Source organism: Rhodobacter lacus (assembly GCF_042683065.1).
Classification (GTDB): Bacteria; Pseudomonadota; Alphaproteobacteria; order Rhodobacterales; family Rhodobacteraceae; genus Rhodobacter; species Rhodobacter lacus.
In genome coordinates this window covers 497,716-512,981 of sequence record NZ_JBHUIX010000013.1, presented here as the reverse complement: position 1 = coordinate 512,981, position 15,266 = coordinate 497,716, and the positions used below count along the sequence as shown (strand labels likewise).

The window sequence follows — 15,266 nt, the reverse complement described above, 5'->3', positions numbered from 1 at the left end:
GTTGATCCGGCAACCCCAAGGGAGAGCGCCATGCCCAATGCCAGAACCTCACTTCGTGGAGCGGCAGGCGCCGCGATTTCTCTGGCCTCCGGGCTGACGGTCGACAAGATCGGCAAGGACAAGCGCGCCGCCCTCGATCAGGCGCTCAACCGGGAAATGGCCGAACGGCTCGCCGCTCTGGCCGCCGATCTGGGAGAAGAGGCGGCAAAGGCGCTGCGCAGCGCCGATCTCGATTATGAAACGCTGCGCGACAAGAGCCTCGCCGAGGTGGTCACGACCGTGCTGGTCAAGGACGCTGCCACGCCCGAGGCGCGGGCCGCCGTTGCCACCGCCTTGGCGCGCCGGGGCGAGCGTGCACAGGTGAGCGTGGCGGAGGCGCTCGATCTTGATCGCCCGCTGACCGGGCATCCGGTGCTGTCGCCGCTTCTGAAAGAGGCTCGCAACCGCGCAGTGGCTGCCGCCGTGGGGGTGAGCGAGGCAAAGATCGACACCTTGCTCGCGCGGGGGCTCGATCTCGACACCGCCTCCGCCTCCGCCATCGCCGCGCTCGCCACCGACCGGACGATCACGGCCGCCGAAGCGGGCAAACTGCGCCTTGCCGCCACGATCAGCCGCATCAGCGGCGGCAATGCCGCGCTCGTCACGGCCCTCGCGGACAGCGGCGCCGAGGGGATCGACGCTTTCGTCGCCTGGGAACAGGCCGACTGGCTGCGCCTGCTCAAGGACAAATCCGTTGCGCTGCCGCCCACGGCCGGGAACGCCGCGGACTACGCCGAGAGCCTGCGCGGCGCCGTGGAAAACGCCCGCCCCTCGGATTACCTGCTCACCAGATTCACCAAAATTGCCGATCGCCCGAACAACGCCCGGATCGCGGCGGTGCTGAAACGCTTGCCCAAGGAGACCCTGCCCGAGCCCGGCACCGCCCGCGACACCGTGGAGACCAGCGGCCTTTCGGCCAGCGACCGGCGCGACCTGATGGCGGACCTTGACCGGCTGGAGCGGATGGCCAAACGGTTCCGGGGCCTTGGTGTCGATCAGGTGCTGCGCGATCCGCGGCTGACGCCCGATGTGAAAGCGGGCCTCGTCACCGACCGCCTCGGCGCTTTCGAGACCTTCCTCAAGGCCAATCCCGGCATCGACCTGCAAGTGGCCGATTTCGTCGACAAGGAGATCCGGTTTGACTGGGCCGGGCTCGACACCACCGTGCACGGGCCGATCCGCACACAGTTGCAGGCCACGCAGCGAATGCTGAGCCTCACCGATGCGCCAACCAAGGCGCTGGCGTTGATGGATGCGGGCTTCAGCTCGGCCGATGCAATCACCGCGATCAGCGAAGATCAGTTCATCCGCACCGCGAAACTGGATGTATTCGAGGCGCATGCGCTTTACGCCAAGGCGCATGATTTTAGCGCCGCCGTCGCGCATATTTTCGAGGAAATCCGCGATACCGCGCAGGGGGCCTTTGACCGGCTGCGCGTGGCCAATGCGCCAAACCTCGTCAACGATCTGCGCGAGCTGGACGGGTACGAAGCCCTGTTCGGCGTTCAGAACAGTTGCAACTGCCGCCATTGCCGCTCGATCTTTTCGGTTTCGGCCTATTTCGTCGATCTGATGCGCCTTGTCTCGACCCATGTGTCCAAGCGCCTGTTCGAGCCCTCTCATACCGACCATCCGCTCTATCTCAAACGCCGCCGCCCGGATCTGTGGTCTCTCGATCTCGGCTGCGCGAATGCCGAGACGGAGCTGCCCTATCTCACCATCGTCAACGAGGTGCTGGCGCAGTTTGTGGCGAAAGAGCTGGCCATTGCCGATCCTTGGGCGGGCCTTGCGGCGGCGCAGAACTCGGTCGCGCTTCCGGCCGATGTGGGATTGGAAGAGGCCCGCATCTATGCCGCCGATGCCAATGTGCCGCTCGCGGCGCTCTTGCGGCTGACGCGGGCGGCAGAGGCGGACTGGGCGCGCGAATATCTGGGCCTCACCCCCGCGCAAGAGGCGGTGATCGCCCGGCCCGATCCGGCGGGCGTGGGGGCGCGGTTTGGCAAGGTCGCGCTCGCCTCTCTGAACGTTCAGGATTTCATGGCTTTTGCCGGGCTGACCCGCGACGAGGTGAGCGCGCTGCTCGCGATGCGCTGCTTTCCCGAAATTGCACAGGTCCATCTGCGCGTCGTCGAGGACAGCGCCGATATCCAGCTGTTCTCGGAGCAGTTTCAGGGCCTCACCGCGGCCCGGCTGGACCTTTTGCACCGCCTGCTGCGGCTGGCACGCGGCATTGGCGCCAGCTTTGCCGAGCTTGACCTGCTGCTCCTCGCGCTCAAGGCGGCAGGCGCAATCACCACGCTCGACTCGGTCGATGCCAGCGGGCGGCCACGCTTCCTCGCGCTGGCGCCGCTCCTTGCGCTCGCAGCCCGGCTCGGGCTTGACCGGGAAGCGGCCGCCGCGCTTGCGGGTCCGCTGCCCGAAACCGGGCTGCGGGCGGGGCAAAACGGGCTGATCGACCGCGTCTTCGACCGGCGCGCGCTCTTTGGCGTGGTGGGGCAAAATGCCGATGGCAGCCCGCGCTACGCGCCCACGGCCACGCTGAAGGCGGACCGCACCGCCGATACGGTTGCCGCGCCGCTGGCGGCGGGGCTGGGGGTGTCGGGGGCGGAATTGAGCGGGCTGCTCACCCTGCTCGGCAAGGATCTGACCACCGATATCGTGCTCGATGCCGAGGCGCTGGTCCGGCTCTGGCGGCTTTCGCACGTGATGCGCGGGCTCAATCGCACCGCCGAAGAGCTGGCGGCGCTCGCCAGGGTCGTCACCGGTGGCGCCGCTCCGGTGTCCGTGGCGCACATGCAGGCCGTGATCGACTGGCATGACCGCCTCTGTGCAGCCGACATCGCCCCCGCCGAGGCGGTGCTGGTGCTGACCGGCACCGAACACGACACCCACCGCTTTGCCGCAACCCCGGCCACCGCCGCCGCGCTCGTCGCGCAACTGCAAACCGAGACCGCCGCGGACAAGACTGGCCTGCTCGCCGCAGCCCTCGCCGAAACGCATGGGGTGAGCGTGAGCGAGGTGCAACACAGCTATCTGGGAAAACTGACCACGGCCACCCTTGCAGATGCCGCGATGGCCACGGCCCTTGCCGCACCGCTCACCAACGGGCAGCCGGACACGTCTGCCGATCTCCTGCCGCTGCTGGCGCTGATGCGCGAGCTTGAGCGTGCGCGCCGCATGGTGAGCGCGTTTGCGCTGTCGCCGATCGCGGTGGCGGCGCTGGGCGACGCGCCCGGCCTTTGGGGCATCGCCGATCCGGCGGCTTTGGGCGTGACCGACTGGCACGCCCTGTCCGATTATGCGGCCCTGGCCCGGCTCGCACGCGAACGCGAGCCTGAGCTGCTTGCGGCTCTGGCTGGCTATGACGGCGCCACCTTCGAGAGCGGCGCGATCACGCTGATGGCAGAGCTTGCCAACCTGCCCGCGCCCGTGCTCCGCTCGGTGCAGGAGGCGATGGTGCTGCCCGCCGCCCCGGTGGCGGCGCTGAGCCATCTTGTTGCCGCCGCCCGCGCCGCGGACCGGCTCGGCGTCAATGGCGGCGCGCTGGTGCAAATTGCCACAGCCCAGCCCAGCCAGTCGGCCGCCGATATCCTGCGCGGCGCGGCACAGGCGCGCTATCGCGGCACCGCGCGCGCAACCGAGGCGCTGAGCGCCCTTGAGGCGCGGGTCAACGAATTGCGGCGCGATGCCATCTGCGCCTTCATCATCGGCCATTACGACCGCTTCAAGTTCCGGGATCGCGGCGATCTTTACGCCTTCTTCCTGCTCGACCCGGAGATGAGCGGCTGTTTTACCACGAGCCGCGTGATCGCCGCGGTCTCGAGCCTCCAGACCTATATCACCCGCTGCCTCCTCAACCTCGAACAATCCGATCCCTTGCTGAACCCGGCACTGCCAAACCTCCGGGTCGACCCGACATGGCTGCCCGCGGAGGAATGGGACTGGTCCAAGAACTACCGCGTCTGGGAAGCCAACCGGAAGGTGTTCCTCTACCCCGAGAATTACATCGACCCCGCCCTGCGCGACGACAAGACCCATCTTTTCAAGGCGCTCGAAGATGAGTTGATGCAGCAGGAGGTGTCGCTCGCGAGCGCGGAGGAGGCCTACAAGCGCTATCTTGCGGGCTTTGCGGACCTGGCCGCGCTGCGCTATGCGGGCGCTTTGGCGCAAGCGCCCGCGCCGCTCTGGGCGGAGATCGCAGCGCATCTGCCCAAGGCGCTCACCGCCACTCAGCAAAACGCCGCCAAGACCGCTTCCGTCATCAAGATGACCGGGGCGAGCATGCCCGTGCAGGCCTATGACAGCGACTGGACCGAGGGCGCCTTTCCGCGGTTTCACCTGTCGGAAGCGGCCGATCCGCGCACCTATTACCTGTTCGCCCACACCGGCCGCGCGCCAAACCGCTACTTCTACCGCAGCTATCGCCCGGATGGTGATGTCTGGGGCAACTGGCAACCGATGGAGGTGCCGATCGAGGCCGCCCGCGTCTCGCCGATCCTGCACCACGGTCGTCTTTATCTGTTCTGGAATGACATAAAATACAAGGAGCTAAACAACTTCAGCGGCGGAGACTCGGTGCCGGGCGGGGTGCGTTTCGAGGTGAAGACGCACTACGCCACGCGCAACGAGGACGGAAGCTGGAGCACCGTGCAAAAGATGCCGCTCGGCGCGATGACGCTTCCGCGCGATGAAGTCTATCAACGTGTTCTGGGCCGCTATCCGCTTGACGACGAAGAGCGCGACGCGATCAAGGAAGATGTGTTCCAGCAGTTCTGCCGCGATGTCTTTGGCAAGCCCTATGCGGCCCTTGGGCAAACCGATGCCGAGCCGATGCAGCTGCATTACATCTGGTCACAGGAAGAGGGCGTGCAGGAGGTGATCTATCGCACCGGTGCGCTCAACGTCACCTCCGGTCCGATCCACATAAGCTCTTCGGGCGCGAGTTTCCGGGTGCTCAACAACCAGTTCGGGGGCAGCACCCCGATTGCGCTCGAAATCTCCGCCTTTGGCCTGAGCTTTTCGCTGGTTGCACAGGCGCGCATCATCGGCCCCACCGCCTGCGTGGTCGAGACCGATGTCCTCTCGTTGCGGCTGGGGCTGAGCGCCGAGACCCAGCCCACGACGATCTATTCCACCCGCTCCGGCCTCTCGCTCGCGCGGGGGGAATTGACGGATGCCCGGGTCACGCAGCTCGACCGGCGCGCGAGCTACCGCGCGCTCACCGCCGGCACGCGCGCCTTTCTCAAACCGGAATATGACCTCTGCCGCGTCGGCTCAATCACCAGCTTCTTCGTCGAGACCGGTCACACCAGCTTCACCGAGGCGCCGCGCACCATCAGCCAGCAACCTTGGGGTGCGGCGACGCTGAGCCTGCCGGCGGATTTGGGCGGCGTCACCGCCGTGCCGCTCTCGACCGTCCTCACCGAGGAACTGACCGAAACGCTCCATGCCCGCGGGCTTGAAGCCTTCCTCGATCTGCCCACCCAGACGCTGCGCAACGATCAGGGCCAGAGGCTCGATTTCCGCGGGCCCTACGGCCTTTATTACTGGGAGATGTTTTTCCACATCCCGTTCCTGATCGCGCGGCATTGCAACGCGACCGGCAAGTTCCGCGAGGCGCGCTGGTGGTATGAGCGCATCTTCAACCCCACCTCGCCGGAAAGCCCTGCCGATGTGAAGCCCTCGGATCACAACTGGCGCTTTTGCCAGTTCCGCGAGGCCTCCCTGCCGAAGCTGCGCGACATTCTCACCGACACGCGCGCCATCGCGGCCTACAAGACCGATCCGTTCGATCCGCATGCCATCGCCGCGCTGCGCCGCAGCGCCTATATGAAAGCGGTGGTCATGGCCTATGTCGACAACCTCGTCGACTGGGCCGATGCGCTCTTTGCCCGCGACACGCGCGAAAGCGTCAACGAGGCGCTGATGCTCTACCGTTTCGCGCGCGATGTGCTGGGCGACAAACCCGTCGAGGCGGGCGAATGCAAGACCGCCGAGAGCCTGACCTATGAAAAGATCGCCAGCAGCGGTCGGGCCGGGTCCGAGTTTTTGGTGCTGCTCGAAAACGTGCTGATCAACCAGCGCAATGGTCAGGAATATTCCCGCAAGCCGCTGATGCAGGATCTGCTCAACCGGGCCGAATTTGCCGCCTTCCCCCATGAGGGGGTCGCCGCGGTCTCGCTGGAGATGATCGAGGCGCGCGCGGGAGCGGCGCGCCTGAGCGACCGTTTCGTCGAGGCGCGGTTGCGGATGAAAACCGATACCACCACCAGGGTGCGGCTGGGCGATGGCACGGAGATGACCGCGGCCGAGGCGGTGGCGCGGGACAAATTGACCGTCGCGCCGCGCTACGGCATGGCGGCGACCCGCTCCTCCATCCATGCGCTGCCGGGCGCCGAAATCGCCGTGCGCGCCAAAAAACAGACCCACCTGCCGAGCGAGATTGCCGAACGGCTGAAGATCGACCGCGTCACCCTGGCGGATCGGGTGCGGGTGAAGCCCGCGCGCACCCTGCCCGGCCCGGTGGTGGCCCGCACCGTCAGCGCGGCCTTCTGCGTGCCGCGCAACGAAGATCTGCTGGCGTGCTGGACGCGGATCGACTTGCAGCTTTTCAAGATCCGCAATTGCCAGAACATCAGCGGCCAGCGCCGCCGTCTGGCGCTGACCGATCCGCCGATCGACCCGATGATGCTGGTGCGCGCCCGCGCGGCGGGCCTGAGCCTCGAAGATCTGGCGGCGCTCGCGGTCGGGGCCGGGCAAAGCCCGCGTCACCGGTTCCGCGTGCTGTTGCAACAGGCGCGTCAGGCGGCGCAGCTGACGCGCGATTTTGGCAGTGCTTTGCTTCTGGCTCTGGAAAAGAAAGACGCCGAAGAGCTTTCGCGCCTGCAAATCACCCATGAACGCAACCTTCAGAGCCTGTCGCGCGCGCTGCGCGAGCGCCGCTTGAGCGAAGCCGGGCGGGCCTATGAGAGCGCGGCCTTGCAGCAGCAGCGCGCAGAGGCGCGGGTGGCCCAGCTGGATGCGCTGATCTCGGGCGGGCTGAACCCGTGGGAAGTGCTGGAGCAGGTCTCCACCCATGCCGCCACGGGCCTCAAGATCGCCGAGAGCGTGGTGCATCTGATGGCGGGGATCACCTATCTGGTGCCGCAGGTCGGCAGCCCGTTCTCGATGAAATACGGCGGCAAGGAGCTGGGCGACAGCGGCGTCGAATTTGCGCTCTGGACCTCGGCGATGGCGGGGGTCTTCACCCAGCTTGCCTCCTCTGCAAGGCTCGAAGCCTCCAACCAGCGCCGCGAGCAGGGATGGCGTGACGAGCGGGAGCTGGCGCGGATCGACGCGCGCGAGCGCGCCGTGCAAAGCGCGATGGCAGAGATTCGGGTGGCAATTGCCGAGCGCGAACTGGAGATCTTCGACCGCGAGCGCGCACAGACCGAAGAGCGGGAGCGGTTTTTCAAGGACAAGTTCACCGGGCTTGGCCTTTATACCCATCTGGCGGGCAGCCTTGGCCGGCTTTACCGGCGCGCCTTTGCGCTCGCGCTTGAAACCGCCCGCGAGGCGGAGCGCGCCTATCAGTTCGAGACCGACCAGACCGACAGTTTCATTGCCGCAGACAGCTGGGATGCGGCCCATGGCGGCCTGCTCGCGGGCGAGCGGCTGACGCTGCAGCTTCTGGAGCTGGAACAGGCGCATCTGCGCGCCGGCACCCGGCGCGAGGAGATCCGTCAGGCCTTTTCGCTGGCGATGCTCGACCCGACAGAACTGGTCAACCTGCGCCAGACCGGGGCATGCACCCTCCGCCTGCCCGAGATCGCGTTCGAGACGATCTACCCCGGCCAGTACCGGCGCCTGATCCGGTCCGTGCGGGTGAGCATCCCCTCGGTGACAGGGCCGCGCACCAATATCGGCGCCCGGCTCACGCTGGTGCGGGGCGATGTGCGCCCCGAGCCCGGCGCGGCGCTGCAAGAGCGTCTGGCGGGCAAAAACGAGGCGATCAGCCTGAGCCGCGGGATCGACGATTCGGGCAGTTTTGAGCAAAGCCCGAATGGCGAGCGCTATCTGCCCTTTGAGGGCGCGGGCGCAGTCAGCGAATGGCGGCTTGAGCTGCCCGCATCGGTGCGCAGCTTCGATTACGCCAGCATCGCGGATGTGATCCTCGATCTCGATTACACCGCGCTTCAGGGAGACCGCGCCGCGGCGGATGCCGCCCTTGGCGCGGCGATCACCGCCCATGCCGCGACGCAGGGGCTCTACCGGATGATCAGCCTGCGCCATGAGATGCCCGATGTCTGGGCGCGGCTCACCATGCAGCCCCCCGCCACCCCCGGGGATATCCCGCTCACGCTCGGGGATCAGCATTTCCCCTATCTGATGCAGGGCCGCACCCTGACGGCGGAAACCCTCAAACTGCTGCTGCGTCCCGCCCCCGGTCAGAGCGTGGCGCCACCGCCGCTTGCGGTCGACGGCGTGGCCGTTGCCTGGAAGGCGGCGCTCTACATTGCCCTGCCGGGGGCGGCGGGGGAGGCGGGCAAGCTCAAGGGCGCAGAGCTGACGGTCGCGGGCAATCCCCGCAAGACCTGGGTTCTGGCCGGGGCCGAAGGGGCGCTGCATGGCTTGGCCGTGGGCGACCTTCTGCTTGTGCTCCGGTACAAGGCCAGCATGTGAGCGCGCCAACCGGGCACGGCGCAGATCTTGCCATCGCCGGGCCTGAAGGGCTGGGCCTCTTTGCAAGGCAAAGACGGCATCAGCCCCCGTCGCCTGCCGTTGCCGAGACCACCGGGGGGGGGGGCGCGCGCACGAGAGAGAGCGGGGTTATATGTTCCCCGGCCCGTGGTTACACCGGCGCGGCCACTTTGCCGATCCGCCTGCCGAAAGGGCGCGGCCGTCACACCGGTTCGGCAAGATCACCTCCGCTCAGCTTGAGGCGCGCGGTGCGCTCCGGGGGTGGCCGGGGTCAACTGCACCATCCCCCGTGGCGTTCCACGGCGGCATGGTGGTGGGGGCGCCGAAATAATAGCCCTGCATGCAATGAACGCCTGCTTGTGCCAGCCAAGACGCATCCTCGGCGGTTTCCACCCCTTCCGCCACGGTGAACATTTCAAAGTGCTCGGCGATTGAAAAAAGCGCCTTGGTGAGAACCTGGTTGTCGGGGTTGTGCGCGATGCCAGAGACGAACTCGCCGGACATTTTGAGAATGTCGAAATGGAGTTCACGCAGATAGCGAAACGAGGTGTAGCCCGCGCCGAAATCGTCGATCGCAAAGGAGATGCCCTTGAGATGCATCTCCGACATGAAGACCGAAACGAGTTCGGGCATGGTCATCGCCGAGGCTTCGGTGATTTCGAGGATCAGCCGTTCCCCCGCCGTCTCGTCACGCGCGAGGCCGCGGTTGAGGATGCGTGTCCATTCGGGCCAGCCGATCGAGCGCGCCGACATGTTCAGCGACAGCCGAAGACCGGGGGTTTCGGCGAGCGCCTTCAGCCCCAACTCCAGCGCCAGACAATCAAGCTTGCGGCCAAGTTCGTTGGTTTCGATGGCACCGATGAAATCATGCGAGGGCACCACCCGCCCCATATCGTCGAGCACACGAATGAGCCCTTCGTGTACCGCCGGGCGCTCAAGATTGGCCGCCGGAAAGATCGGCTGGAACGCCAAGAGCACATCGTGCCGCTCGATCGCACGGTGCACCATGGCAAGGGTCTCGCAGTCGCTGCGCCCCACCGCGGTGGAGAACGGGCTCGCGTGTGACAGCGCAACGGGATTGCGCGCAGGAGTGGGAAACTTTTCCATCGGTTACTCTTCAAATTTGAGCTTTCAGAATGCGTGACGTCGGTCAACAAGCCCTTAAATTCGAAAAATTATAACGTTATTGGTTAAGATCGGCGGTGGTGCAGGCGCCTGGGTAAGCTGAAGACCAAGCCGATCATCACCACACGCAGATAGCGACTATCCCCGAAACGGTCGGACACGGCATCATGCAGAAAACTCCGGCAGCGGATGTCGGCACTGCGGGCATGCGGTCATTGGCAAAATCATGAAGCAATCATATGATTGCTTTATGAGCGCGCAAAAGCAATCCTATCTCCGCAAAGACGAACGCCGGGCGATGATCGCCGAGGCAGCGCAGGCGCTTATTACCGCTCAAAGGCGAATCGCAAACGGCTTTCCAAAGCCGCGATGACGCTGGTGAAACAGAACAAGACCCAAACATGAATGTGGGAACGGGCCGTGGGAACGGCTTTGAAGACGTCTAAATCCGCCCGCGCACCGATCTGATTTTGTCTTTTGATTTCAAGCTGGTGCCCGAGGCGAGACTCGAACTCGCACACCTTGCGGCGGAGGATTTTGAATCCCCTGCGTCTACCATTCCGCCACTCGGGCCAGCTTCCTTGCACTTAGCCGCGCGGCGCGGCTCTGACAAGGCCCAATCCAGCCACAACGGCCCCCGAACCGATCCGGTGCTTGACCTTGCGCAAAGGAGAAGCGAGACATCGATGGCAGGTGCGGGCGCTAAAGCGGCCCGGAAGGGGTGCAGGCATGATCCGCAAGCTTTACGACTGGACGATGCGGCAAGCCAGCGGGCGCTATGCCTGGTGGGTGCTGGCCGCGGTGGCCTTCATCGAAAGCTCGGTGTTCCCGATCCCGCCCGATGTGCTCTTGATCCCGATGGTGCTGGCGGCGCGGGCCGCGGCCTGGCGGATCGCGCTGGTCGCCACCCTCGCCTCGGTCGCGGGGGGCCTGCTTGGCTATGCGATCGGCTATGGCTTCATGGATACGCTCGGCCAACCCATTTTGGAATTCTATGGCAAGGCCGAAGCCTTCGAGAGCCTCGCCGCGCGGTTCAACGCGATGGGCGGCTGGGCCGTGCTGATCGCCGGGGTCACCCCCTTCCCCTACAAGGTGATCACCATCTTCTCGGGGGCGACGCATCTGGACCTGTGGCTCTTTCTCGGTGTCTCGATGCTGGCGCGGGCGCTGCGCTTCTTTGTGCTCGCCGCCCTGCTGTGGAAATTCGGCGCGCCGATCCGCGCCTTTATCGAACGCTGGCTCGGTTTGCTGTTCACCCTCTTCGTGGTGCTGCTGATCGGCGGATTCTATGTTCTGAGGTATCTCTAATGCTCCCTGCCCTCCCCTCCCGCGCCCTGATCGCGCTCGCCGCTGGCGGCTCTGCCGCACTTCTGGCCGGCGCGCTGATCTTTCAGGCGCTGGGGTATCCGCCTTGCGAGCTGTGCGTGCTGCAACGCTGGCCGCATCTGGCCGCGGCGCTGCTTGGCGCGGCGCTGGTGGCGCTGCGGCTGCCGCAGATCACCGCCTATCTGGGCGCGGCGATCATGGCGCTCTCGACCGGGCTCGGGATTTATCATTCCGGCGTCGAACGGCACTTCTTTGAAGGGCCCGATGCCTGCACCTCCAATCCGGTCGCGGGGGCATCGGCCGCCGACCTGCTCGCCCAGATCAATGCCGCGCCGCTCGTGCGCTGCGACGAGATCGCCTGGCAGCTTCTGGGCGTGACGATGCCCAACCTCAATGCGGTGATCTCTCTCGTGCTGATGGTGCTCTGGATCGCCGCGGCCCGGGCCAAGGCGCGGCCCTGAGCCGCTTTGGTCCGGGCAAATCGGCTTGGCGGCGCCTTCGGGCGCTCTTGTTGATTGCACCCAAGGCCTTGCCTGCGCTATAAAGCGGAACAACAAAATCTAGAAGAAGACGACACGCGTGACCGATACTCCCGACAGCTCGGAAAGCCCTCGCGAAACCCCGCAACGGCCGGCACATGCCGGCCCTGTGGTCTCCATCGCCTCGGAAATGAAGACTGCCTATCTCGATTACGCGATGAGCGTGATCGTGAGCCGCGCCATTCCCGACCTGCGCGACGGTCTGAAGCCGGTGCACCGCCGCATCCTTTATGCGATGCACGAAACGGGCAATACGCATGACAAGCCCTATCGCAAATCGGCGCGCCCGGTCGGCGACGTGATGGGGAAATACCACCCGCATGGCGATGCCGCGATCTACGATGCCCTCGTGCGGATGGCGCAGGATTTTTCGATGTCGCTGCCGCTGCTTGACGGGCAGGGCAACTTTGGCTCGATGGACGGCGACAGCGCGGCAGCGATGCGCTACACCGAGGTGCGGATGGACAAGCCCTCCGCCTTCCTGCTTGCCGATATCGACAAGGACACGGTCGATTTTCAGGACAACTATGACGGCAAGGACCGCGAGCCCACGGTTCTGCCCGCGCGCTTCCCCAACATGCTGGTCAACGGGGCGGGCGGCATCGCTGTCGGCATGGCGACCAACATCCCGCCGCACAACCTTGGCGAAGTGATCGATGCAACGCTCGCGCTGATCGCCACCCCCGACATGTCGTCGGAAGCGCTGATGGAGATCGTGCCCGGCCCCGACTTCCCCACCGGCGCGCAGATCATGGGGCGCGGTGGCGCAAGGAAAGCCTATCTCGAGGGCCGTGGCTCGGTGATCATCCGCGCCAAGACCCGGATCGAGGAGATCCGCAAGGACCGCCATGCGATCATCGTCGACGAGATCCCCTATCAGGTGAACAAGGCCGCGATGATCGAGAAGATCGCCGATCTTGTGCGCGAAAAGCGGCTTGAGGGCATTTCCGGCATTGCCGATGAATCCGACCGCGTCGGCGTGCGCGTGGTGATCGAACTCAAGCGCGACGCCACGCCCGATGTGGTGCTGAACCAGCTCTACCGTTTCACGCAGTTGCAAACCTCTTTCGGCTGCAACATGCTCGCGCTGAACGGCGGCCGGCCCGAGCAGCTGACTTTGCGCGATTTTCTCACGCATTTCATCAGCTTCCGCGAGGAAGTTGTGGCGCGCCGCACGGCTTACGAGCTGCGCAAGGCGCGCGAGCGCAGCCATATTCTGTGTGGTCTGGCCGTGGCGGTCTCGAACGTCGATGAGGTCGTTGCCACGATCCGCGCCTCGCGCGACCCGGCAGAGGCGCGCGAAAAGCTGATGACGCGGCGCTGGCCCGCGCATGACATTTTGGAATATCTCAAGCTGATCGATGATCCGCTGCATCCGGTGAACGCCGACGGCACCTATAACCTGAGCGAGATTCAGGCCCGCGCCATTCTCGATCTGCGCCTGCAGCGCCTCACCGCGATGGGCGTGCAGGAGGTGACGGACGAGCTTGCCGATCTGGCCAGCAAGATCCGCGATTACCTCGCCATTCTCGCCTCGCGCGAGCGGATCATGGAGATCATCGCGACCGAGCTGCGCGAGGTCAAAGAGCTTTTCGCCGTGCCGCGCCGCACCGAAATCGTTGACTGGGCGGGCGATCTGGAAGACGAAGACCTGATCGAGCGCGAAGACATGGTCGTGACGATCACCTCGGGCGGCTATATCAAGCGCACGCCTTTGGTCGAATTCCGCGCCCAGCGGCGGGGCGGCAAGGGGCTTTCGTCGATGGCGACGAAAGAAGACGATGTCGTCACCACGCTCTTCGTGGCCAATACCCATACCCAGCTTCTGTTCTTCACCACAGACGGCATGGTCTATTCGCTCAAATGCTGGCGCCTGCCGCTTGCCGGGCGCACCTCCAAGGGCAAGGCGATCGTCAATATCCTGCCGATCCCGCAGGGCGTTTCCATCGCCGCGCTGATGCCGGTCGATGAGCCCGAGGAATCGTGGGACGATTTTCAGGTGTTCTTTGCCACCTCCGATGGCGATGTGCGCCGCAACGCGCTCTCCGATTTTGCCAAGGTGATGAAAAACGGCAAGCGCGCGATGGAGCTGCCCGAGGGCGTCACCCTCGTCGACACGCGCATGTGCCATGAAGATGACGATATCATGCTCGTCACCGCCTCGGGCCGCGCGATCCGCTTTCCGGTGCCGGAGGTGCGGATCTTCAAGGGCCGCTCCTCCACCGGGGTGCGCGGCGTGCGGCTGGCCGAGGGCGACAAGGTCGTGTCCATGTCCGTGATCCGCCATTTCGAGGCCGAGGCCTGGGAGCGCACCGCCTTCCTCAAACGGCTGCGCGCCGAGATGGGCGCGGACGAGAGCGAGGCGGAAGTCGAGACCGAAGCCGAAGACGAGGCGGGCGAGGCCGAAGGCGTGCTGAGCGAGGCGCGCTATGCCGAAATGCGCGACGCGCAGGATCTGATCCTCACCGTCACCGCCAAGGGGCTTGGCAAGATCTCGTCGAGCCACGATTACCCGGTGCGCGGGCGCGGCGGGCTTGGCGTCACCGCCTTCAAGATGGCAGACCGCTCGGGCGCGCTTGTCGCCTCCTTCCCGGTCGAGGCCAGCGACCAGATCATGCTCGCCACCTCCACCGGCCAGTCGATCCGCTGCCCGGTGGCGGGGATCTCTTTCCGCTCGCGCTCGGCGGGCGGGGTGAAAGTGTTCAATACCGGCGCGGAGGAAGAAGTCGTCTCCGTTGCCCGCGTCGCCGACCAAGGGGATGAAGACGCCTCCGAGGCACTCGAATAAAACCAAGAACAAACCGAATGAGGTTGAAGATGCAGGACTTTTTCAAGATGGCCGCGCAAACGGCCCTTGCTTGCGCACTGGTGCTTGCACCGCTCACCGCATCGGCCGAGGGCATTGTCACCGGCGCCGAGGTCGGCCTTGCCTATTCGAGCCTTGCCGATGCCGGGGCGCGCGGCACCCACAAGACCACGCTTGAGGGCGCGCTCGAATACGGGGTCACGCCGCGCTTTGGCGTGCAGCTCGATCTGGCGCAAAGCTACTTTGGCGCCGCCGATATCTCTGGCACCGCCTTCACGACGCATGGCATCTTTCATGCCGATGGCGGGCTCTCGCTTGGCGGCTATCTCGGCCATGAATGGGTCGACGGCGATGACGCGACCCATTACGGCGCCGAGGCGCGCAAGAGCTTTGGCACCACCACCGTCTCTGGCCAGTTCGGCAAGATCGACACCGGCAACCGGATGGTGACCAGCTACGGCGTTGGCGCCGACATGATGCTGAGCGACCAGCTTACGCTGGGCGCGAGCTATCAGGCGCTCGACACCTCCACCAATGACATGATGCGCGCCGATGCACGGCTTGGCTATGCGCTGCCCTCGGGGGTGCAGATCTCGGGCAGCATCGGGCTGATGGATGGCGACGGCATGGATACCGAAGCGACCTTCGGGCTCGGTATCCACACAAGCTTTGGCAGCGGGCGCGGTGTCAGCTTTGACCGGCGCGGGCTGATGGCCTTCCTGCCCGGCTCCTGATCGGCGCCGTTTAAGGCA

At 65.6% G+C, this 15,266-nt stretch carries 6 protein-coding genes and 1 tRNA gene; 5 read left to right on the top strand and 2 right to left on the bottom strand.

Annotated elements, in window-relative coordinates; translation table 11 throughout:
• The first annotated feature begins 30 nt into the window (after nt 1–30).
• On the top strand, nt 31–8,700 hold the full coding sequence (locus ACFSM0_RS14565; protein WP_465270048.1) for a Tc toxin subunit A-related protein: 8,670 nt from the start codon (nt 31–33) through the stop codon (nt 8,698–8,700).
• A gap of 249 nt (nt 8,701–8,949) precedes the next feature.
• Here the strand turns inward: ACFSM0_RS14565 and ACFSM0_RS14560 are convergent, their stop codons facing one another.
• A complete protein-coding gene (locus tag ACFSM0_RS14560) occupies nt 8,950–9,825 on the bottom strand; it encodes an EAL domain-containing protein (RefSeq protein ID WP_377391841.1) in 876 nt (291 codons plus the stop codon).
• Nucleotides 9,826–10,332: 507 nt separating this feature from the next.
• Nucleotides 10,333–10,416: transfer RNA gene (locus tag ACFSM0_RS14555), tRNA-Leu, on the bottom strand.
• 156 nt (nt 10,417–10,572) lie between these two features.
• Here ACFSM0_RS14555 and ACFSM0_RS14550 point away from each other — a divergent pair.
• The 4 genes from ACFSM0_RS14550 to ACFSM0_RS14535 all read left to right on the top strand — a co-directional run bounded on the left by ACFSM0_RS14550 (nt 10,573) and on the right by ACFSM0_RS14535 (nt 15,248).
• Nucleotides 10,573–11,151, top strand: coding sequence for a YqaA family protein (locus tag ACFSM0_RS14550; protein ID WP_377391838.1), 579 nt, complete (start codon nt 10,573–10,575; stop codon nt 11,149–11,151).
• On the top strand, nt 11,151–11,630 hold the full coding sequence (locus tag ACFSM0_RS14545; protein WP_377391835.1) for a disulfide bond formation protein B: 480 nt from the start codon (nt 11,151–11,153) through the stop codon (nt 11,628–11,630). Before ACFSM0_RS14550 ends, ACFSM0_RS14545 begins: the two co-directional genes overlap by 1 nt.
• A gap of 208 nt (nt 11,631–11,838) precedes the next feature.
• Nucleotides 11,839–14,496 carry a DNA gyrase subunit A gene (gene gyrA, locus ACFSM0_RS14540; protein WP_377392491.1) on the top strand — a complete coding sequence of 886 codons (2,658 nt, stop codon included), beginning with the start codon at nt 11,839–11,841 and terminating at the stop codon, nt 14,494–14,496.
• 29 nt (nt 14,497–14,525) lie between these two features.
• The gene (locus ACFSM0_RS14535; protein WP_377391832.1) at nt 14,526–15,248 is read left to right on the top strand and encodes an outer membrane beta-barrel protein; all 723 of its coding nucleotides are present in this window, start codon (nt 14,526–14,528) and stop codon (nt 15,246–15,248) included.
• The last annotated feature ends 18 nt before the right edge of the window (nt 15,249–15,266 follow it).